The sequence below is a fragment of the Pedobacter sp. ISL-64 genome (assembly GCF_018613605.1).
In the GTDB taxonomy this organism is placed as follows: Bacteria; Bacteroidota; Bacteroidia; order Sphingobacteriales; family Sphingobacteriaceae; genus Pedobacter.
This window is the reverse complement of sequence record NZ_JAGGPU010000001.1, coordinates 476,556-498,836: the sequence shown is the minus strand read 5'-3', so window position 1 is coordinate 498,836 and position 22,281 is coordinate 476,556. Positions and strand designations below refer to the sequence as shown.

Annotated in this window: 23 protein-coding genes; 20 read left to right on the top strand and 3 right to left on the bottom strand. The window is 37.9% G+C overall.

The window, feature by feature from the left end; genetic code table 11:
- Positions 1-142 precede the first annotated feature (142 nt).
- From J7E57_RS02275 to J7E57_RS02245, 7 genes are all read left to right on the top strand, one after another.
- Positions 143-2,008: a CocE/NonD family hydrolase gene (locus J7E57_RS02275; protein WP_215130193.1), complete on the top strand. Its 1,866-nt coding sequence runs from the start codon at positions 143-145 to the stop codon at positions 2,006-2,008.
- Positions 2,009-2,082: 74 nt separating this feature from the next.
- A complete protein-coding gene (locus tag J7E57_RS02270) occupies positions 2,083-3,735 on the top strand; it encodes a M1 family metallopeptidase (protein WP_215130191.1) in 1,653 nt (550 codons plus the stop codon).
- A gap of 257 nt (positions 3,736-3,992) precedes the next feature.
- Positions 3,993-4,724, top strand: a complete 732-nt coding sequence (locus J7E57_RS02265; RefSeq protein WP_215130189.1) for a head GIN domain-containing protein — start codon at positions 3,993-3,995, stop codon at positions 4,722-4,724.
- A 581-nt stretch (positions 4,725-5,305) separates the two neighbouring features.
- The gene (locus J7E57_RS02260) at positions 5,306-6,178 is read left to right on the top strand and encodes a DUF4261 domain-containing protein (RefSeq protein ID WP_215130187.1); all 873 of its coding nucleotides are present in this window, start codon (positions 5,306-5,308) and stop codon (positions 6,176-6,178) included.
- Positions 6,179-6,262: 84 nt separating this feature from the next.
- Positions 6,263-6,709 carry a DinB family protein gene (locus J7E57_RS02255; protein ID WP_215130185.1) on the top strand — a complete coding sequence of 149 codons (447 nt, stop codon included), beginning with the start codon at positions 6,263-6,265 and terminating at the stop codon, positions 6,707-6,709.
- A gap of 129 nt (positions 6,710-6,838) precedes the next feature.
- A complete protein-coding gene (locus J7E57_RS02250; protein WP_215130183.1) occupies positions 6,839-7,108 on the top strand; it encodes a hypothetical protein in 270 nt (89 codons plus the stop codon).
- Positions 7,109-7,127: 19 nt separating this feature from the next.
- Positions 7,128-7,907 (top strand): hypothetical protein, encoded by a 780-nt coding sequence (locus J7E57_RS02245; RefSeq protein ID WP_215130181.1) that lies wholly within the window; start codon positions 7,128-7,130, stop codon positions 7,905-7,907.
- A 157-nt stretch (positions 7,908-8,064) separates the two neighbouring features.
- On the opposite strand, the gene J7E57_RS02240 is transcribed toward J7E57_RS02245, so the two are convergent.
- Together J7E57_RS02240 and J7E57_RS02235 are read right to left on the bottom strand one after the other, a co-directional pair.
- Positions 8,065-8,955, bottom strand: coding sequence for a hypothetical protein (locus J7E57_RS02240; RefSeq protein ID WP_317196508.1), 891 nt, complete (start codon positions 8,953-8,955; stop codon positions 8,065-8,067).
- Between the two features lie 85 nt (positions 8,956-9,040).
- Positions 9,041-9,748: a DUF2490 domain-containing protein gene (locus tag J7E57_RS02235; RefSeq protein ID WP_215130179.1), complete on the bottom strand. Its 708-nt coding sequence runs from the start codon at positions 9,746-9,748 to the stop codon at positions 9,041-9,043.
- Between the two features lie 391 nt (positions 9,749-10,139).
- Here J7E57_RS02235 and fabV point away from each other — a divergent pair, with 391 nt between their 5' ends.
- The 5 genes from fabV to J7E57_RS02210 all read left to right on the top strand — a co-directional run bounded on the left by fabV (position 10,140) and on the right by J7E57_RS02210 (position 14,658).
- Entirely contained in the window at positions 10,140-11,333 is a 1,194-nt protein-coding gene (gene fabV, locus J7E57_RS02230; protein ID WP_215130177.1) for an enoyl-ACP reductase FabV, read from the top strand.
- Positions 11,334-11,536: 203 nt separating this feature from the next.
- Positions 11,537-12,076 carry a GNAT family N-acetyltransferase gene (locus tag J7E57_RS02225; RefSeq protein ID WP_215130175.1) on the top strand — a complete coding sequence of 180 codons (540 nt, stop codon included), beginning with the start codon at positions 11,537-11,539 and terminating at the stop codon, positions 12,074-12,076.
- Between the two features lie 444 nt (positions 12,077-12,520).
- On the top strand, positions 12,521-12,973 hold the full coding sequence (locus J7E57_RS02220; RefSeq protein WP_215130173.1) for a cold-shock protein: 453 nt from the start codon (positions 12,521-12,523) through the stop codon (positions 12,971-12,973).
- Between the two features lie 586 nt (positions 12,974-13,559).
- Entirely contained in the window at positions 13,560-14,246 is a 687-nt protein-coding gene (locus J7E57_RS02215) for an SIMPL domain-containing protein (protein ID WP_215130171.1), read from the top strand.
- A 97-nt stretch (positions 14,247-14,343) separates the two neighbouring features.
- Positions 14,344-14,658 carry a seryl-tRNA synthetase gene (locus tag J7E57_RS02210; RefSeq protein ID WP_029277363.1) on the top strand — a complete coding sequence of 105 codons (315 nt, stop codon included), beginning with the start codon at positions 14,344-14,346 and terminating at the stop codon, positions 14,656-14,658.
- A gap of 192 nt (positions 14,659-14,850) precedes the next feature.
- On the opposite strand, the gene serS is transcribed toward J7E57_RS02210, so the two are convergent.
- Positions 14,851-16,122, bottom strand: a complete 1,272-nt coding sequence (gene serS / locus J7E57_RS02205) for a serine--tRNA ligase (protein WP_215130169.1) — start codon at positions 16,120-16,122, stop codon at positions 14,851-14,853.
- Between the two features lie 138 nt (positions 16,123-16,260).
- Between serS and rsmI the strand changes: the two genes are divergently transcribed.
- The 8 genes from rsmI to J7E57_RS02165 form a co-directional block, all read left to right on the top strand.
- Positions 16,261-16,974 (top strand): 16S rRNA (cytidine(1402)-2'-O)-methyltransferase, encoded by a 714-nt coding sequence (gene rsmI, locus J7E57_RS02200; protein WP_215130167.1) that lies wholly within the window; start codon positions 16,261-16,263, stop codon positions 16,972-16,974.
- Positions 16,975-17,012: 38 nt separating this feature from the next.
- Positions 17,013-17,666, top strand: coding sequence for a PH domain-containing protein (locus J7E57_RS02195; protein ID WP_215130165.1), 654 nt, complete (start codon positions 17,013-17,015; stop codon positions 17,664-17,666).
- A gap of 80 nt (positions 17,667-17,746) precedes the next feature.
- Complete coding sequence (locus J7E57_RS02190) at positions 17,747-18,040, top strand: GIY-YIG nuclease family protein (RefSeq protein WP_215130163.1); 294 nt, start codon at positions 17,747-17,749, stop codon at positions 18,038-18,040.
- Between the two features lie 84 nt (positions 18,041-18,124).
- Positions 18,125-19,741 carry an apolipoprotein N-acyltransferase gene (gene lnt, locus J7E57_RS02185; protein ID WP_215130161.1) on the top strand — a complete coding sequence of 539 codons (1,617 nt, stop codon included), beginning with the start codon at positions 18,125-18,127 and terminating at the stop codon, positions 19,739-19,741.
- Positions 19,742-19,773: 32 nt separating this feature from the next.
- Positions 19,774-20,280 (top strand): signal peptidase II, encoded by a 507-nt coding sequence (gene lspA, locus J7E57_RS02180; protein ID WP_215130159.1) that lies wholly within the window; start codon positions 19,774-19,776, stop codon positions 20,278-20,280.
- A gap of 141 nt (positions 20,281-20,421) precedes the next feature.
- Complete coding sequence (locus tag J7E57_RS02175; protein WP_215130157.1) at positions 20,422-21,171, top strand: M57 family metalloprotease; 750 nt, start codon at positions 20,422-20,424, stop codon at positions 21,169-21,171.
- Positions 21,172-21,360: 189 nt separating this feature from the next.
- A complete protein-coding gene (locus J7E57_RS02170) occupies positions 21,361-21,777 on the top strand; it encodes an OsmC family protein (RefSeq protein ID WP_215130155.1) in 417 nt (138 codons plus the stop codon).
- Positions 21,778-21,912: 135 nt separating this feature from the next.
- Positions 21,913-22,281 (top strand): hypothetical protein (locus tag J7E57_RS02165; protein WP_215164911.1); only part of this gene is annotated, 369 nt, incomplete at its 3' end.

The following is a 22,281-nucleotide window of genomic DNA, read 5'->3' as shown; positions in this document are numbered from 1 at the left end:
AGGCTTTTTCAGCCGACGAAGCAATCTTAAAACGATGGTATTAAGATTGCTTCGTACTTCACAATGACGAAAATAATACTATAGTGCCTTGGTTCGTGTCACCACAAACCAAACACATGAATAACTAACTTATTATAATAAAATGAAATACTTAAAACTAATGATTATCCTGCTTTCGGCATCCTCTGCCTTTGCGCAAAGTGATGCAGGGTATCCAAAAGCCAATTACACCAAAAAAGAAGTTTATATCCCAATGCGCGATGGAACTAAACTTTTTACCGCCATCTATACCCCTAAAGATGCAGCCAAGAATAAAAAATATCCGATGATAATGCAACGTACCTGTTATAGCATTGCCCCATATGGCGAAGATAAATTCCCTGTAAAATTAGGCCCGTCAGAATTGATGATGAAAGAGGGCTATATCATAGTGTATCAGGATGTGCGCGGTCGCTGGAAAAGCGAAGGCACCTGGACCAATATGACCCCAGTTATCGATAACAAAAAAAGCAAAAAAGAGGTTGATGAAGGTTCTGACACTTACGATACCATTGATTGGCTGGTTAAAAACGTAGCCAATAACAACGGCAAAGTTGGCCAATGGGGAATTTCTTATCCGGGCTTTTATACCGCGGCAGGGATTTTAAGCAATCACCCTGCATTAAAAGCATCATCGCCACAAGCACCGATTTCAGATTTCTTTTTTGATGACTTCCATCACAATGGATCATTTTTGCAGAGTTATTTCATGACCTATCCGGTATTTGGTGTTCAAAAAACCGATACTACCTCTAAAGCCTGGTATAATAACCAGTTAATCCTTCCAAAAACAAAAGATGGTTATCAGTTTGCGTTAGATTTAGGCCCTTTAAGCAATGCAGACAAATATTACAAGGATAATTTTTTCTGGCAAGAAACCGTTAACCACCCAAACTATGATGAGTTTTGGCAAAAACGTGGATTGTTGAAACATTACAATACCATTAAACCTGCAGTGATGGTTGTTGGTGGATGGTACGATGCTGAAGATTTATCAGGCCCGCTAAACATTTATAAAACCATCGAAAAGAAAAACCCTAATGCCTATAATACAATTGTAATGGGTCCATTTGGACATGGAAGATGGAGCCGCGAAACCGGTCATACCATGCATAGTAATGTGTATTTCGGAGATAGCATTGCTACCTTCTACCAGAAAGAAATTGAAGCTAAATTCTTTAATCACTTTTTAAAGGGCAATGGCGATAAAAACGCTGGCCTGCCTGAAGCCTATATGTTCGATACCGGTAAAAAACAATGGGAAACTTTTGCCAAATGGCCAACAGAAAAGGCGACTAAACAAAAATTATATCTAGGTGCTGATGGTAAGCTTAGCATGACTGCACCCAGTGCGGCCAGCTCAGTAAACTACATTAGCGATCCATTAAAGCCTGTTCCATATACCGAGGATTTAACCACTACATTGGGCTTTACACCACACAATTACATGAGTGAAGACCAACGTTTTGCGGGCAGAAGACCAGATGTATTGGTCTATCAAACCGATATATTGGATAACGATATTACCTTGGGAGGCGAAATTATGTCGCACCTTAAAATTGCAACCACGGGTACCGATGCAGATTTTATTGTAAAGCTGATCGATGTTTATCCTGCCGATGAGCCGAACAACTCTTACATGCCAAACAAGAATATCATTTTGAGCAATTACTGGCAAATGGTGCGTTCGGAAGTTATGCCTGCACGCTTCCGCAATAGTTTCGAAAAACCCGAGGCCTTGGTAGCCAACCAGAAAACGGATGTGAACTTTCAGCTACAGGATGTATTACACACCTTTAAAAAAGGACATAGGATTATGATCCAGGTACAGAGTACGGCATTTCCTTTGTTTGCACGTAATCCACAAAAATTTGTAGAAAACCCATATAAAGCAACAGAAGCCGATTATATTAAAGCTACGCAGACTGTATTTAACGATAGTTTTATCGAAGTTGATGTGATAAAATAATTTGATAAGCTCACGCTCGTTCTAACGGGTGTGCAATTACCAATCGTTTTGAACGATCAACAAAAACATAACAAATGAAAAAGTTACTATTCATCCTTTCCATAGTCATCAGTATTTCAGCTGCGCAGGCACAACTACTCGGCAAGAATCAAGTGAACTCCAGAGCCGATAGCCTCCGTGGAACACTCACCCCTTTACGTACTTGTTACGATATTAGTTATTACCACCTGGATGTGAAAATAGATATCGACCAGAAAACAGTAAGTGGCAGCAATGAATTTTCTTTTACCGCCACACAGGATTTCACCAAACTACAATTCGACCTTTTTGACAACCTAAAAGTAGAAAAGGTTGTTTACAAAGGCTCCGATTTACCTTTTACACGAGAATATAATGCCGTTTTTGTAACCTTCCCTAAAGCCGTAAAAAAAGGGAGCAAAGATAAATTCACTGTTTTCTATTCAGGCAATCCTACGGTGGCTAAAACACCACCCTGGGATGGTGGTTTTATCTTCAAAAAAGATGAAGTAGGCAATCCTTTTGTTTCTGTGGCCTGCCAGGGTTTAGGAGCAAGTGTATGGTGGCCAAATAAAGATCACCAGAGCGATGAGGTAGATAGTATGTTAATCAGCATTAGTGTCCCTAAAACTTTGCAGGAAATATCTAACGGAAGATTGAGAAATACTGTTGATAAACCCGATGGTTACAAACAATACAATTGGTTTGTCGCTAATCCCATCAACAACTATGATGTAACCTTTTACATTGGCAAATATGCCCACTGGCAAGACAGTTACGATGGTGAAAACGGAAAACTCAGCATCGATTACTGGGCGCTGCAAACCGATAGCGCCAAAGCCCGCCCACATTGGGATGCCGATGTTAAACCGATGCTAAAATGTTTCGAATATTGGTTTGGTCCTTACCCATGGTACAAAGACGGTTACAAACTGGTTCAGGCACCACATTTAGGGATGGAACACCAAAGCGCAGTAGCTTATGGCAACCAGTTTAAACCAGGTTATTTAGGCAAAGATTTAAGCGGTACCGGCCATGGCTTAAAGTGGGATTTCATCACCATCCACGAGAGCGGCCATGAATGGTTCGGCAATAACATTACCTCAAAAGATATCTCCGATATGTGGATTCATGAAGGTTTCACCAATTATTCGGAAGTATTGTTTACCGAATGTACCGAGAACAAAGCAGCTGCAGACGAGTATGTAATCGGATTACAGAAAATTATCCAAAATGATATTCCGGTTATTGGCCCTTATGGTGTAAATAAAGAAGGCTCGGGCGATATGTATCCCAAAGGTGCAAACTTGATTAGTACCATCCGCCAGTTGATTAATGACGATGAAAAGTTCAGACAGATTCTTCGCGGGCTAAGCAAAACATTTTACCATCAAACGGTTACCACTGCTCAGATCGAAAATTACATCGCCAAACAAAGCGGGCTTAAACTGGATAAAGTTTTCGATCAATATTTACGTTATACAAAGATCCCTGTTTTAGAATATAAAATCAACAATGGCACTTTATCTTATCGCTGGATAACCGATGTTAAAGGTTTTGATATGCCTGTGCGTGTAACATTAAAAACAGGTACTTATACCTTGATTAAGCCTACAAACGATTGGAAAACAGTTAAAGTGGATGCCAGCATAAACGATGATAATTTCAAACACGATCCTTTGTTTTACATCAACATAAAAAAAGGATAATAATATTTCATCGGCGCTCGTCATTCCCAATTCAATTGGGAACCACGATTGCTCATCGAAGATAATCGTAATGCAATAAGCTTTAAGATTCCCGCCTACGCGGGAATGACGAGCGTCCTAATTATAATTTGTCAATCCGACTATAGTCGAAGTCCCTCATAAAGAGAATTAAATTTCATCTTATGCAACTTTTCGGCAAAACCATCGTCTTATAAGAAAAAGCTCATTATTCATCTAAAAAAATAAAATCTATAACCATGAAAAAAGTATTTGCCATATTATTAGCCTCCCTAACATTAACCTCTAGTATTAATGTAATCGCAAAAGATCAAACCCACATCAAGTCATCAAAATACAATAGTGATGAAAGAGATGTAGCTAACTTTACCTCAGTTGCGGGTGCAGGGCCAATCAATATCGTAATCACTATAGGTTCAAAAGCAAGCTGCCGTTTAGAGGGTGATGCTGATGCTATTGCCTCTATTGTAACAGAAGTAAAAGGAAATGCACTCATTATCCGTCCGGAAACTAGCATTACCAGCTGGTCTAGAAAATACGAAGACAAAAAAATAACGGCTTACGTTACTGCACCTTCGCTAAAAAGCTTAACCATGAATGGATCTGGAGCAATGACGGTAAATGGCAAAGTTAGTGCTGGAGATTTCGCAACAGTTTTAAGCGGTTCTGGCAGTATAAAAGTAAATGCCGATGTTGACAATTTTAGCGGCGTAATTAGCGGTTCAGGGGCAATAAATATTACAGGTAACGCAGATCATGCTAAAATAGTAATCAGTAGTTCAGGCACTTTTGGTGGCAAATCTTTTGCAGTAAAAACATTATCAACAACGATCAGCGGATCAGGAACGGTTAACATTGCGGTAGATGAAAGCATTAGTGCCGTAATCAGCGGATCTGGAAGTGTAAATTACTCAGGCGACCCAACTGTAAGTAAAACAGTTGTTGGCTCTGGAAGAGTGAGAAAAGTATAAATTAAAGCCTTTTTAATAGAGAAACACCTGCAAGAAAATTGTAGGTGTTTTTTGTTGGCAAAGGATCAATTATTAGCTTCATTTCCCAACGCGATCGTCCTGAACTTGTTTCAGCATCTTTCTAACCTGAGTTTGATTAATAATGTGGGCTTGGTTCATGATATTGGCATTTTGTATTCGGCGGTCGTCACCCTGAATTTATTTCAGGGTCTTACTTGCCTAAAAGATGCTGAAACAAGTTCAGCATGACGTAACGCCTAGTCTCGCGTAAGAAAACAATCGAACTCAGGTTTCTAGATAAGATCATAGGTCGAAAGGTGCTTTAACATTCTTTCTTTATTTCGAAAAGCAAACTCAGTGCTACTATTAAATGTTAGTCCCGCTATTATTCCAAGTCCTCATCCCGATGAAGGATCGGGCTTCCGGGCTTTCCATTTTATCGGGTTTAGGCACTCAGATCTGCAAAGGAAATCTAACCGTTACTTAAAGAAATTATAATTTATGTGGTATTGGGCAGTATTCATTTGTATATTTAAACCACGCTATAATCACAATACTAGCCATCAAAAACATAATGTATAATGGGTTTATTCAACGTATTTAAAAAGAAAAACATTGTAGAAGAAAATGAACAGATAGTAGAAAATGATCCGTTAGAGAATTTTCCGGAACTGCTTAGCGCTAAGCTTTTATTCCTTGACAAACCCAACTTTAATAGCAATCAGGTATTAACCGAGGTAAAAAAACATTTTGAAAATGCCGAGCATTCCTTCTCAGAAAACACTTTCATTTTTTTATTCCCCGATCATCCCATTCAATTTGCGGATGCAACAATTCCCGCACAGTGCACCATAATGATACCTGATCAGGGCAAGCCTGAGGTAGAAGTTCCAGATGCCGCTTTTCAACAAAACTGGCATTGGCCTGAAGCCAATCAAACTGCAAGAAACTGCACTTATGAAATATTGGTAACTGATTTAATGTCGAGAACATTACCCTATAAAGAACGCTTAAATATATTTATGGATTTCTTAGTAGCAGTGATCAAGATAACTCAACCAAATGCGGTTTATTCATCTTCAGCACAAAAAATCTTAAACCCTACCGATATCATTAACATTTGGGATACCGATAAAATACAAATATTATGTGCAATTTGTAACGTACGGTTATACAATGCAGGCAGCAATACGGGCCACAAAGAATTGCTGATGGATACCGTAGGTCTTCACACCATTGGACTACCAGATTTTCAAATTCGGTTCTCTACAGCTGATGAAAATGAAATTGCAAATTTATTATGGACATACGCTTACTATGCTTATGAATTTGGCGATATTATAGTTGACGGGAACACACTTGAAGGATTAAAAGCTGGCTCAAAATGGAAATGTGAAAAGCAATTTTCGCTAGTAGCCCCAGAGAGAGTTGTGATAAATGTAACGCCAGATTAACGATTCCAGCAACAGAAATCCTGTTTCGGCTTTAAACATTTATTCGCCTAACAACATTTCAAATAATCCCTTAAAAATTCGCATATGCTTACCGAAACCTTAAAAACACTTTTCAACCGTGATTTAAACAAGCTAAAATCCGAAATCGCGTCGTATAAAAACGAAGCGAACTTATGGATTATAGATAAGGAGATCGCAAATTCCGCAGGGAACCTTTGTCTGCATTTAATCGGCAACCTCAACACTTACATCGGTGCAACTTTGGGTGGCAGCAATTACATCCGAAACCGCGAACTGGAGTTTTCGTTAAAAGAAGTTCCTAAACAGGAACTTATCAACATGATCGAAGCAACCCTAGTGGTGGTTAATGAAACGTTGGGTAAAATTACAGAAGAACAGCTCAATAGTGAATACCCAATGTTAGTATTTCAGGAGAAAACATCAACCGAATTCTTCCTGGTTCACCTTGCCACACATTTAACTTACCATTTAGGGCAGATTAATTATCACCGAAGGTTACTGGATGTATAATTTATTGTCATTAGAAACAGAAGCCAAGCGTTGGGCATCTAGCGTAAAGCGGTCTACGCTAGATCGTCATTGCGAGGCTGGGTCAGCGGGAGCAGAAGCAATCTGCTTTGCAAAATAGAATATATGTAGATGAAAACCATAAAAGCAATCGTATACCTAACCGTCTTATTATTGATCATTTCTACTTTAGCAACATTAAAACTAGAGGCTGCATCTGACGGATTTGATCAATACGGATTCCCATTAACTTTTTACGATAGTTTTTCTGGAAAGTGCGATAATTGCTACCAGAATTTTGGTTTTAAACCGTTCAATTTGCTTTTGGATTTTTTAATCGCCATTATTTGCGCCTATATAATGGTTAGGCTTAAAAGTATATTTGGTGAAAAACAGCATTAAAATAGTATTTAAATTACCCATGATACAACAACTCTTTGCCCAAAATGCAACCAAAATATTAGAAAGCGATGAATCTGTTATCGGGTTAGCCGTGGGCGGCTCCTGGCTCAGCAACGAAATCGACGAATTTTCAGACCTCGACCTCATTTTGGTTACCAAAGAAAAACTATCAACAGATAAATCGAAAATGCTGCAATATGCCAGCCTTCTTGGCGATTTAATTTCTGCATTTACAGGAGAGCATGTCGGCGAACCTCGCGTATTGATCTGCCTTTATGACAAGCCATTGCTCCATGTTGACATTAAGTTTTTAACCCTTGATGAATTTGTTTCAAGAGTAGAAAACCCGATACTATTAATAGACAGAGACAATCAATTACAGCAAATTCTTGATCAAACTGAAGCTAAATTCCCTTCACCAGATTACCAATGGATTGAAGACCGCTTTTGGACCTGGATGCATTATGCCCTCTTAAAAATCGGCAGAGGTGAGTATCTGGAAGCTTTAGATTTCTTTGGTTTTTTAAGAATGGTGGTGTTTGGTCCTCTACTACACATCAAAAGCAACAACCTACCTCGGGGTGTGCGTAAAGTAGAATCGCAGCTCTCTTCCGAAGATTTTAACTTACTTAAGGGTACCATCGCCGAATACAATAAAACATCTTTAATTACTGTGTTAGAAAATGCGATAGCGCTTTACAAAAACCTGAGAGGTGATCTTTATACTGCAAACATCAAGCATAACCCAAAAGCAGAAGATGCTGTAATGCAATATTTAGCCATGATAAAAGAAAGATAGTAATTTCTTGCAGCTGAAATCAAAAGCTACAGCATTAAGATTCCCACCTGCGGGGGAATGACGAAACGCGAGATTATTCAATATTTTCTGTGTTTCCGTGGCAATTCTAAATTGAACTTAAAACAAAAAAGGAGGCTTAAACCTCCTTCAATATCTTTTAAAACTGAACCCCGATTAACCACATATTTTCGATGTAGTTAATCTTCTGACTGGCCTTATCGTACTCATCCCAGCCAGTGGTATGCACATTGGTTAAATTGGTAGCGCCGAATTTAGTGGTATTTTGTAGGTAAACGTTTTTCCACACATAAAACTTAAGTCCAACTTTTGCAGAAACACCGTAACCCGAAATACTGAAGTGGTTATTTCTGCCCTGTCCGAACAAACGTACATCTGAACGCGGAACCATCATGCCACCACCTAAACCGGTTTCTAAGGTTAAGGAAGTATTGCCGCCCGGAGCCACCCAAATATCATCATAACGTTCAATTTCGATATTTGCATAATTAAAACCATCAGTATGCTCGTAGGTTATCATGCTCTCTTTAACATTAATGCTTTGCCCGTTATAATCGCCTGCCAAATTACCCGTAGGTGTATTGGTTGGAGAAATATTTGGCCCGATGTGACCAGTGATCGCTACTGTTTGTGGGATGTCCATTACATATTTCATGTGGTCCCAACCGATTGAGATGCTGTAGTTATCTTTGATAAAATAACCTGCACGGATATTGTATTGCGGTACGGTGATAAGTCCCGGATTTAAATAAGCCCAGCTCAATTTCGATTGTCTATCGTGTGCAACTACATCTTTTAAAGTAAAATCGTAATTCGGGCCTTGAAACCTGATATCACTTTTCCCATACCACGAGCTGTTGTATCCCCAGTGAAAAAAGAAATCGCCTTTACGCGAAAAATTCCTTTTATGCTCAGGGTTAAATAAACTTTTTGAGGTTGGGGTATGAGCGGTTGAAGACGTCTGAATCTCTTGAGCCTGCATCCGCTTGCCAAACAAGAGTGCTAAAAATAGAATGGTAAATCTTTTCACGCGGCAAATTGAGCAAAAAGACCAATCATTTACAACAGGTTTAACATTTTGTAAGAGTTGTTGTACAAAAAATGACTTTAAAACATTAAAACCTTGTGTAAACAGCCAACTGAATAATATTATTTACCGTATTATTTAAAACACCATGAGTAGCCTGATTCATATAACCAGCTTCCAAATCAAACTGTTTCGAAAAACGGTAACCTGCAGCGAGATATAACCTGTTCTGATCGAAAACACTACTGTTAATTTTATCCTTATTCTGAAGATTTAAAAACACCTCGTTCTGCAAAGCCACAAATGGTCCTTTAGTAAACGTTGGTTGTGTTTTTTGAAGTGGCTGAACAAGCCTGAAAAAATAACGGAAACGCTGCGAAAAAACATCTTCACCAGTACGACCGATGAAACGTTGTTCTACCCTAAACCTATGGCTGGCAAAAACCGATTTTATTTTATGACTATAAATGTATTGCTCAAATATTCGGTGCTCATGTAGGGTAAGATCAGGGCTCTCTGCCGATTCTGTATGTGTAGTTTGCCATAAATACCCTAAGGCTACATTGTGCTTATTGTTAATAAAATATTGTAAAGCCGGGCGCACCAATGTATTTCTCAAATAACCCCAATCATCAGCCGAACGCAGTTGAACATCGAACTGAAGCCCCCATTTATCATTAAATTTGGTGTTATTTAAAAACATAAACCAACCCGAATTTTGATGTTGGGTTTGCGCATAAAGCTTTCCAGAAGCCATGATGATGAGCACCACGGCAGACAATACTATTTTTTTCATAAGAAGAGATAACCGGTTTTATCTGTGTGGCGCTAAATTAAGAGAAATATAGTAAAGTGAAAAAAGAGTTGTTAATTAGTTAGATAGTTAGGGTTCGGAGGTCTAAAGTTCAAGGCCTAAGTCTGTAGTCCATTGTACAATTTATTAAAAACTGTGCTCTCCTGTTCTCTGTGTAAAACTCAATGTCCTCTGTGGTAAAAACATAACCACCTTTGCGTTTCTTTGCGAAACACTTTGCGCTCTTTGCGGTTAAATACGTTCATTATTAAAATTTCATTTAACGTTAAGCGATTAAAAATTTATCTTCGTTAAAGATTTGGGCATTACGGTATTTTCAATACCCTTAAAATTGCGCTTATTTTAACATTACAAAACGTAAAATAGAACAAAAATGATTATCGAACCTAGAATGAGGGGCTTTATCTGTTTAACCGCACACCCTGATGGTTGTGCACAAAACGTAAAGAATCAAATTGAATATGTAAAATCTAAAGGAGCTATAGATGGTCCTAAAAAAGTATTGGTAATTGGTGCATCAACCGGTTTCGGTTTAGCTTCGCGTATTGCTGCTGCTTATGGATCTGGCGCTTCTACAATTGGCGTATTTTTCGAAAAAGCACCTTCTGAAGGCAAAACTGCATCACCAGGTTGGTACAATAGCGCAGCTTTTGAAAAAGAAGCACATGCTGCTGGATTATATGCAAAAAGTATTAATGGCGATGCTTTCTCAAAAGAAATTAAAGAAAAAACAATTGAATTAATCAAGGCTGATCTGGGTCAGGTTGATTTAGTCATTTATAGCCTGGCGTCGCCAGTGAGGAAACATCCGGATACAGAAGTGCTTCACCGCTCTACATTAAAGCCTATCGGTGGAACTTATACTAATAAAACCGTCGATTTCCACACTGGTAATGTGACCGAAATTTCTATCGAGCCCGCTACCGAAGAAGATATTGCCAATACCGTTGCTGTAATGGGTGGCGAAGATTGGGCCATGTGGATTGATGCCCTAAAAGCAGAGAACCTACTTGCCAATGGTGCAACAACAGTAGCTTATTCGTACATCGGCCCTGCTTTAACTGAGCCAGTATACCGTAAAGGAACCATTGGCAGAGCTAAAGATGATTTAGAAGCAACTGCTTTTAAAATCAGCGATAAATTGAAAGATATTGATGGCAAAGCTTATGTATCAGTTAATAAAGCATTGGTAACGCAGGCAAGCTCTGCTATTCCGGTGATCCCCTTATATATTTCATTGTTGTACAAAGTAATGAAAGCCGAAGGTGTGCACGAAGGTACAATTGAGCAGATTCAACGTTTATATGCTGATCGCTTATATACTGGCAGCCCTGTTCCTCTTGATGAAAAAGGAAGAATCAGAATCGACGATTTGGAAATGCGTGAAGATATCCAGGCAAAAGTTGCCGAACTTTGGAAAGAAGCAACAACCGAAACTTTACCAGCAATAGGTGATTTACCAGGCTACAGATCTGATTTCTTAAGCTTATTCGGTTTCGAAATTGATAAAGTTGATTATCAAAAAGATGCCCAGGAAGTGGTAGAAATTGAAGGTTTAGTAGATTAAATTAATAACTACGAAAGGTTCGTCATTCCCAACTTGATTGGGAATCGTAATGCAATAAAAGATTCCCACTTGTGTAGGAAAGGCGACCGTTAAATATGAAGTACTCCATCGTCATTTCGACTGGAGCAAAGCGGAATGGAGAAATCTAATAATTAATTATAAACGGCTGGCCTTATAGCCAGCCGTTTTTATATTCAAGCCATATGAATTTCGATTTACAGCCTATATTAGCAAACGATTTAATTACGATAGTTCCCTTAAAAGAAGAAGATTTTGAATCCCTTTTTGTAGTAGCATCCGATCCCTTGATCTGGGAGCAGCACCCCAATAAAGACCGCTATAAAAGAGAGGTCTTCGAAAATTTCTTTAAAGGAGCAACAGAATCGAAGGGTGCTTTTATTGTTTATGAAAAAGAAAGCAACAAAATTGTGGGCAGTTCCAGGTACTACGAATTGGATGAAACAGACCATTCAGTTGCCGTTGGTTACACTTTTATTGCCCGCGAGTTTTGGGGAAAGGGGTATAATAAGGCTTTAAAAACTTTAATGTTTGATTATGCTTTTCAATTTGTGGATAAAGTAATCTTACATATTGGGGCTACTAATTTCCGTTCACAAAAAGCAACAGAAAAATTAGGAGCCCTTAAAATCGCCGAATTAGAAGTAGCCTATTATGGTGAGCCCTTAAAATGGAATTTTGTTTATCAGATCGATAAAGATAAGTGGGTAAACCGAGCATCATAAAAGGAATCAATCACAGATTTTCAGGGATAAACACAGCTATATTCTTAAATTCAATTGTCCTCGTTTGTCACAAAGTGATTCCTTTGGAATAACGAGGATGACCATGGGTTTGCATTTGTAATGCAATAAGTAGCTAATTAATAGCCGGTTTTAACCACAGATTTTCACAGATCAACACAGATACTATATCCTCCTTATCTGTGTTCATCCACTTCATCCGTGGTAAAAAGAAAAAACTAGTGGCGGCAAAGACACTTAAATTAGGAAAAAAAATAATTCCGTGTAAATCTGTGCTTCTGTGGCAAACACATTTATATTCATCTGTGGTTCGCATCCAAATGACAAGAGCATAACCGAATAAAATCGTGTTTATGCTTTAGTATTGTTATCTTTGTATAATTCTCCATTCCACTCACCTTTCAAAACAATACAATTAAATAAAATATGGCTAAATCTCAGGCAACATACAGTAAAAAAGAGAACGAAAAAAAACGGTTAAAAAAACAAAAAGACAAACAAGAGAAAAAAGAAGAGCGTCAATCTAATGCAAAGAAAGGTTTAGCGCTTGAAGAAATGTTTGCGTACGTTGATGAGAATGGTAACATTTCGTCTACTCCACCTGATCCGAAAAAGAAGAAAGTATTCAACATTGAGGATGTACAGATTGGTATAACAAGACAAGAAGACATTATCGATGAAAACCCGGTTAAAAAAGGAACAGTAACTTTCTTTAACGAGAGTAAAGGTTATGGTTTCATCAAAAACACTGAAACACAAGACAGTATTTTCGTTCACGCAAACGGTTTAATCACCCAGATTAAAGAAGGTGATAAGGTTACGTTTGAAGTAGAAATGGGTCAAAAAGGACCAACTGCTGTTAAAGTATCAAAGGTTTAACAACCACAATTCAATTCTTTTTGCAATTCCTAATTGCAAAACATGATTAAAATTCTGCAGAAAACTCTGCTGCGCTAGGTTTTATAACCATTTATAATTCCGTCTATTTAAGCATAAAACCTTGCGCATAATTTTACTCTCTTTCTATTTATTTTAGAAAATCAGGTTCAATCTGCATTGGCTACCTCGGTCCCGCCATCGCTATTTTCCTCATTTCGCTGCGCTTTCATTCCGGGCTATCCGCTTTGTCGGGTTTAAGTGGCTAGAACAGCAGCTTTTTTTAATGGATAAGATACACGGATGAATATTTACATGATAAAAAGAACAATATTTTTCAGCTTAAAAATTACTGTAGTCGCAATTGCTTACCCTTGATAGATTTTTTAGATAGTAGCATAATCCTTTGTTAATAAACCCGATAACAACGGCAGCCCCCGATTTTCCTTCGGGGCTAATTGTATAGCGGGACAGGTTTTGCCCTGAAATACTGACGCTCATTTCCAAAAAATTAAAAAAAATGATAATCTCGGTGTGGAATTTGTGCACGGTTTACATCATTACAGTACACACAAAGAAAATACACATTATGAAAAAGTTAATAGCACTTGCACTGGTTGCATTTTTAGGATTATCATCAGCGATGGCTCAACAAGTAGATTTACGTAGAAAAATTAACGTTAGCGGAACTGCAGAAACAGAAGTAACACCAGATATTATTTATATCGGTATTTCGCTTAAAGAATACCTAAACGGAAAGAAAAAAGTAGACATTACCGAGTTAGAGAAACAATTATTTGCAGCAGTACAAAAAGCAGGCATTGCAAAAGAAAATTTAACCATTAGCAATTTAAGCAGCTGGAATTATGCTACAGAAAAAAAGAAAAATCCCGATTTCTTAGCCAGCAAACAATACCGCTTAAAAGTTAGCGATCTAAACAAGTTTAATGCAATATTAGAGTCGATAGATGCTAAAGGAATCGCCAACACGAATATTGAAAGCTACGATTACTCTAAAATTGAAACCATAAAAAAAGAGCTTAAAATTAAGGCTTTATTGGCAGCAAAAGAGAAAGCAGCTTATATGGTTGAGGCTTTAGGCGATAAATTAGGTGGTGTAATTGAGATACAAGATGGTGGAGACAATGTAATACAACCTGTTTACAGAAATTACGCGATGAAAGCTGAAATGGCCGATGCCGCTGGCGCTCCTGAAATTGATTTCAAAAAAATTAAGCTGAATTTCACGGTAAACGCCGTTTTCGAGATCAAATAAGACTTTTAACCGTTAAATCAATGCTTTTTAAAACCTACCAGAACATTTTGGTAGGTTTTTTGTTACGTAGAGATCGAACACTAAAAAATTAGATATTATGAAAAAATTCATCTACACGTTAGCCTTGGTTTTCTCTTTAGGCATTAGTTTTAATTCAGCTCAGGCAGCTGATAAACCTGCGAAAAACCCAACAGAATTAACTGCCGAACAAGCAGTGAAACTGGAAAGAATTAAAACCCGTGTTGAAGAGATCAGAGACATGGATAAATCGAACTTAACAAGAGCAGAACGTAAAGCTTTACGTAGCGAGTTAAGAGAATTAAAAGGTCAGGCCCGCGCAGTTTCTGGAGGTGTTTACCTTTCAGTTGGTGCAATCATTATCATCATTTTATTGTTGATCTTGATTTTATAATCAATACCGCATCACATCTATCTATATAAAAACAAAAAGCTTTGCATTACTGCAAAGCTTTTTTTATGCTCGTCTTGTGAAGTTTACTCAGTCTTGCGCGAAAGAAAACTTCGCAAGTCTCCGCGGCGGTCTAAGCAAAACTAACGAAGTTCACTGCGTACAAGCCCATTGAAACTTCATTAGTTTCCCTGACTAATCTATAATATCAAAACCGGTATATTTCACTAAAGCTTCCGGAATTTTAATTCCGTTTTCGGTTTGGTAGTTTTCTAAAATAGATGCCACAATACGCGGTAATGCCAATGCGCTTCCATTTAATGAGTGAGCCAGTTGAGCCTTCCCTTCTTTTCCTTTAAAGCGTAATTTTAAACGGTTACTCTGATAAGTTTCGAAATTTGATACAGAAGAAACTTCTAACCAACGCTCTTGTGCGGCACTCCAAACTTCCATATCGTAAGTCATGGCAGAAGTAAAGCCCATATCGCCACCGCATAAACGCAATACGCGGTAATGTAATCCCAGCTCCTTTAATAAAGACTGAACATACTGGCTCATATCCTCTAAAGTTTCGTAAGATTTATCAGGATGGGTAATCTGCACTACTTCAACCTTATCAAACTGATGTAAACGGTTTAAACCACGTACATGTGCACCGTATGAGCCCGCTTCTCTACGGAAACAAGGCGTATAAGCGGTATTTTTAATTGGAAGATCTTCTTCCTTAACAATTACATCACGGTATAAATTGGTTACCGGAACTTCGGCTGTTGGAATTAAATATAAATCATCAACAGTTGAATGGTACATCTGTCCTTCTTTATCTGGCAACTGCCCGGTACCAAAACCCGAGGCCGCATTAACCAAATGAGGTACCTGCATTTCTTTATAACCTGCTTCAGTAGCATGATCTAAAAAGAAATTAATCAAAGCACGTTGTAACTTTGCACCTTTTCCTTTATAAACCGGAAAACCTGCACCAGTAATTTTCACACCCAACTCGAAATCGATAATATCATATTTCGCAGCCAATTCCCAGTGCGGCAAAGCCTTACTTGGTAGCTCAGCAGGCGCTCCATGCGTTAGAACAACCTCGTTTTCTTCTGCCGTAGATCCTTGCTTTACCAAATGGTATGGTAAATTTGGCAACTGAACAATTAAATTATGCTGAGCCGTTTCCAACTCATTTAATTTATCACTCAGATTTTTGATATTTTCCTTATGAGAAGCCGTTTGTGCTTTGATTGCCTCGGCTTCTTCTTTTTTGCCGGTACGCATTAAATCGCCAATTTGTTTGGCAGCTGCATTCGCTTCAGCAGAAATATTATCCAGGGAAGTTTGTGTAGAACGGCGGTCTTCATCAATTTTGATGATTTCATCTACCAGTTCTGGCTGTTTAAAATTACGGATACTTAAACGTTCTAAAACTTTCTCTCTATTTTCGCGGATATAGTTAACTTGCAGCATTATTTAATTTTTTAAGCAAAGATAATAATTAAGTCGTCATTGCGAACGCAGTGCGGCAATCTGTCAACAAAAAGATTGCTTCGTCGTTCCTCCCCGAGAAATCGGAGCCAGCTCTCGCAATGACGGACACAGAAAAATATGGATGGCAAACTATTTCTTGTACCAACGCCTATAGGCAATTTGGAGGATATGACCTTTAGGGCAATCCGTATATTAAAAGAATGCGATTTAATCCTGGCGGAAGATACCCGCACGAGTGCCCCGATGCTTAAACACTTCGGCATCGATAAAAGGGTTTTTTCTCACCATCAGCATAATGAACATAAGGCCACTTCAGAAATCATTAGGTTTTTAAATGAAGGGCAAAAGATTGCCTTAATATCAGATGCCGGAACACCTGCCATTTCCGATCCGGGTTTCTTCCTGGTACGCGAGGCCATTAAAAATGAAATTGCAGTAGAATGTTTACCAGGAGCAACAGCTTTTGTACCGGCTTTGGTTAATTCGGGCTTACCTGCAGATGCATTCTGTTTCGAAGGTTTTTTACCCGTAAAAAAAGGCAGGCAAACAAAGTTTAAAAAATTGGCAGAAGAAGACCGCACCATTATACTTTATGAAAGCCCACACCGTTTATTAAAAACTTTAGAGGAATTTGCACAGTATCTGGGTGCCGATAGGCAAGCTTCGGTAAGTAGAGAACTCACCAAGATGTTCGAAGAAACTGTTCGTGGAACTTTGGTGGAAATAAAATCACATTTTGAAAACAATACTTTAAAAGGAGAATTTGTAATTTGCATAGCGGGGAAACCCAACATTAAAAGCAAAAACAAATATGAAGATGCTGAAGAGTAGCATCGAAAACGTAACCAACACAACAATTTAAAAATATTATGATTAGCATAGATAGATTTCTGAGTGACGAACAAGACCCAAAAGCGGTTGAAAAAGTTATTGGAAAATTAAACGACCTTTTAACAGCAGGCGAAGAACTTTTATATTTAGCTGTACAGAAAAAACCAGCGGTAAACTTGTTACCAGATAGCATCGCGATTTCTAACAAGCGCATTTTTTATTGCGAGCCTGGTAATTTAGGTTTAACCATGAACTTCAAAGATATTTCGTGGAAAAGCATTAAAGAGGTTTCGTTTAAGGAAGAATTTTTTGGTTCTAAATTTATCTGTGTACCACAACATGGCGAAAACATCGTAACCGAATTTATTCCGAAAGTACAGGCGCGTAAGTTACATCAGGCTGCAAACCAGCAATTGGATGAGTATAAGGAAATGCTCCGTCAGCAAAAACTGGAAGAAAACCGTGCAACGGCTTCCCCCATCAATTTAAATGCACAACCTCTTGCCGAAATTCCTGCTTACGAACCGACGCCTGAGCCAGTACAACCCATTATTCAAATAGCTGAAGTTGTAGAAGAGCCAGAAGACGAAACCACCTTAAAATTACGCAAGCTTAAAACTTTGTACGATAAACACCTGATTACCCAGGAAGAATATGAAGCTAAAAAAGCAAATATTTTAGATAGTTTGTAAATAAAAGGCCGTCACCCTGAACCGAGCCCTAGCGAGCTCACCGAAGGTAATTTATTTCAGGGTCTTAATTGATGTAAAAGATGGAAAGAGGCGGATGTGTTTATATATTAAGCAATTTTAAACATACAGTTCTTTATATTGGCGTAACATCAGAGTTGTATTCCAGGATTAAAGAACATAAAGATAAGTATTATCCTAATTCATTTTCTGCAAGATATAATTGCAATCTTTTGGTGTTTTTTGAACAATTTGACAGTATTGAAGAAGCCATAATAAGAGAAAAGCAATTAAAGAATTGGAAAAGGGCATGGAAAACAACCTTAATAAATGAATTGAATCCTAATTGGGATGATTTATTCTTAACCCTTGAATAACTGCTCCGCTCCTTTAAGCCCTTATAATAAAACAGCATTTAAGATGCTGAAATAAATTCAGCATGACGATTTTACCGATTAGTAATGAAATCTAAACAAACTTACCTCCTCGCCCTCTTAAGTGCATTTTTGCTTTGGCTAGCCTGGCCACCAATGCCTTTTACCACACCTTTGTTGTTGATCGGCCTGGTGCCTTTGTTTATTGCGCTCAATTCCATTTCGGACAATGCTGAAAAAAAGCAGGGGAAAAGAATTTTCTTGACTGCAGGCTTAACATTTTTGGTTTGGAATACAGCATCAATTTATTGGGTGCACAATGCTATAAGTGCGTATAATGGTCCGGCAGTAGCCCTCCCCGTTTCTTTAATTCCTTATGGATTAGGTGCACTTTTAATGACTTTTGCTTTTTGGTTATACTATCGATTGGGCAAATACGTAAATAAAAAGATCGCCTACCTTGGGTTAATTGCCTTTTATATCGCTTTAGAATATTTGCAACAAACCTGGGATTTAGCTTTCCCCTGGATGACTTTAGGTAATGGTTTAGCAGGAATGCATCAGCTGGCGCAATGGTATGATTATACTGGTGTTTACGGAGGTTCACTGTGGATTTTAGTGAGCAATATCCTAGCTTTTGAAGCTTACAAGAAATTTAAATCACAAACAGGTTATTTAAGGTTTAGAACCGCAGGAATCTGGGCTTTGGTGGTGATTATTCCCATCAGCATTTCATTAGCCAAATACTTTACAGCAGAACAAAAAGGGACGCCAAGCAATGTGGTGGTGGTTCAGCCCAATATAGATCCTTATCAAAAGCTGGAGAATATCCCACCTTTGGAGCAGGTTAAAATCTTAACACATTTATCCGATTCGATCGGGCAAACCAACACCGAATATTTTATCTGGCCGGAAACGGCTATACCAAGTTACGACAACGAAGATCGGATCCGCGAAACGACAACCTTTAGCACCCTACAAAACTTCATCAGTAAATATAAAAACGGCACACTGATCACTGGAATAGAAAGCATTAAAATCTATCCCGACAAAAAAACACTTTCTGCACAGTACGACCAGCAGGCAAACCTTTACGTTGATCATTTCAATACGGCCATGCAGATTGAAAATTCTGCAGATGTTCGCTTTTACCATAAATCCAAGCTGGTACCTGGGGTAGAAAAAATGCCGTTTCCGAAAGTATTTTCCTTTTTAGATGGGGTTTTCGCGCAACTTGGTGGAGCAGTTGGTGGATGGGGCTGGCAAGAAAAACCGAGTGTGCTTTATGCACAAAGTGGAATCGGAGTTGCACCGGTAATCTGCTACGAAAGTCTTTGGGGCGATTGGATTGGCCAATCTGTTAAAGATGGAGCACAATTTATTGCTATTATCACTAATGATGGCTGGTGGGGAAATACCTCGGGTAAAGACCAGCACATGATGTACGCCAAACTCAGAGCAATTGAAACCCATCGTGATGTGGCCCGTTCTGCAAATACTGGAATCTCCTGTTTCATTAATCAGCGTGGCGATATTACACAAAGCACCAAATGGTGGACAAGAACTGCAATAAAGTCCAACATCAACCTAAACGACGAGATTACCTTTTATGTAAAAAGCGGAGATATTATTGCAAAAATATTGAGTGCTTTAGCGATTGTCTTAGCATTGATTATTCCTTATAGAAAATGGGTGAAAAAATAAAAACCCGTCTATAAACTTCTAATTATAAAAACATGCAACAATTTAAAAACCTTAGGTGGTCTGTTTTATTATTACTTCTCACATTAAATTTTGGTTGCGATCAGATTTCTAAAAAAATTGTGCGTACCGAGATTAGCGATTACGAACACATCAGCATTATAAAAGACCGTTTTACCTTAACCAAAGTAGAAAACAGTGGTGCATTTTTAAGTCTGGGCGATAATATGCCCTATATTTTTAGACTCATTATTCTAACAGGCTTGCCATTACTATTTTTGGGCTATGGCTTATATTTCCTCTTTGCCAAACGCAATTTACCAATGAGTATGCAAATTGCTTTGTGCTTTCTGATAGGTGGTGGAATTGGCAACCTATATGATCGGATTGTACACGGATCGGTTACCGATTTTATGCATATGGACTTTTACCTCTTCCAAACAGGTGTTTTCAATTTTGCAGATATTTCGATCATGATTGGTGTAGGTATATTGCTTTTCCAGTCGATTAGAAGTAATAGACTAAAACACCAGGTAGATTAGGATAGTAGGCAAGATTTCGTATCGCTAATTAAGAATACAAAATAAACATGTATTAAAATACAAATATGTATTTTTTGTATTATATTTATTCATGTAATACTCAATTGCAGCATATTACGATCTAAACCAAAAACCTAAACTATGAAACACCTATTAACAAAAACTATGCTGATTGCATTGCTCTCAGTAATGGTAATCTCGTGCTCGAAGAAAAATGAGATACCAGCAGATCAGGAAAACGAAACTGTTCAAAACCAAAAAGTTCTTGCTTACATCAAAAATCTTGGATTTACAGATGCACAGATTGTAGAAAGTGGCAATAATTACGTTGTAGACGGCGATATCGTATTTAGCAAAACCATGGAAGTTCCTGCCGATAATGGAAAACCAATAACAGAGCAATATTATAATGGAAATATTGTAACCAATAGCAGCAATATCCGTGTTAAAATCGATCCTTCTATAAATGGCATGATCAGCGAAATCAATTCTGCAATCAACCAATGGAATACGGTGCCTAATTCTAAAATCAAATTTGTAATTACAACAGGTACTATTTATGATATTCTAATTAAGGTAGACAATACCATTGGAAGTTCTACTTGTGGACAGGCTTATTTATCAACTTCTAACGGTAAAGCTGGCAATACAGTTTGGATTAACCAGAACCTGATCCAAAACAATTCTTTTGCGCAGCGACAAAGAACCATAACACATGAATTTGGGCATACCATTTCATTTAAACACACCAACCAATCTACAACCATTAATGTTCCAGGGGTTGGAGGAACCGACGCACTATCATTAATGAACGGTGGGCAATGTGGAAGTGGCGCAACTGTTTTATCAGCAAAAGATAAACAGGCTACTGCAGTATTGTACCCTTTATAATTAAAAATCAGATAAATAACCTAAAAAGATCGTAATGCAATGGAAGCTGTTTCATAGAAACAGCTTCTTTTTTTGAAATAGTATTTGTCAATTATTTTAATACAAGGATTTCTTAACAAAGAATTACCAGCTTTAAACAAACATATTTTTATCTTTAGGTGTTAAACAATCTAAAAATAAAATCCAATCATGAAAAGAAATGCAACAGCCATATGGCAAGGTTCTATTAAAGAAGGTAATGGTAACATCACTACACAAAGCACCACTTTAAATAACACTCAATATTCTTTTAATTCTCGCTTCGCAGAAGGTGTTGGCACAAATCCTGAGGAATTAATTGCTGCTGCACACGCAGGCTGTTTTACCATGAAATTATCTGCTAACTTAACTGAAGCCGGATTTGTAGCTGATAAACTGGAAACTAAATGCGAAATTAACCTGGATCCATCAAAAGGTGAAATTGTAGAATCACACTTAACGCTAACCGCTTCTGTTCCTAATTTAACACAAGAAAAATTTGATGAGTTAGTAGCCGATGCAGAAAAAAACTGTCCTATATCTAAATTATTAAACACGACGATTACCGTTAATGCGACTTTAGCGTAAATAAATAATCTTTTTTGTCATGCTGAGGCACGAAGCATCTGAAATCGGGACTTCGTATCTCAGCATAACTATCTATTTGTGGATTACTGCGATATTAAATTAATTGTATAACTTAGCTTTACAAGCTAAGTTAACATGAAAAAATCTCTCCTATTCTTAAGCACTGTTTTATTCCTAAGCAGCTGCATCAGCTTTAGTAGCCAACCGGAAAGAGCCGCCAACTCAAGTGGTAAAAAAGAAAATACTGAAATCAGTGACGTCGACTTTAGCAAACCTGTTTCCGAGCGAGATTTGGTTGCAATTGCAAAAGGCACCGAAATCAATAAAGTCAAAAAATTAGCGATCAATTCGCTTAAAGATGAAGCTAACTTATTTCATATTGCCAGTTTTGACGATGATATAGCGGCAAGAAAAATTGCAGTTGCCAGGTTGACCAATCAAGCTAATTTATTTCACATTGCCAGTTTTAATGACGATGCAGATGTAAGAAAAATTGCTATTGCG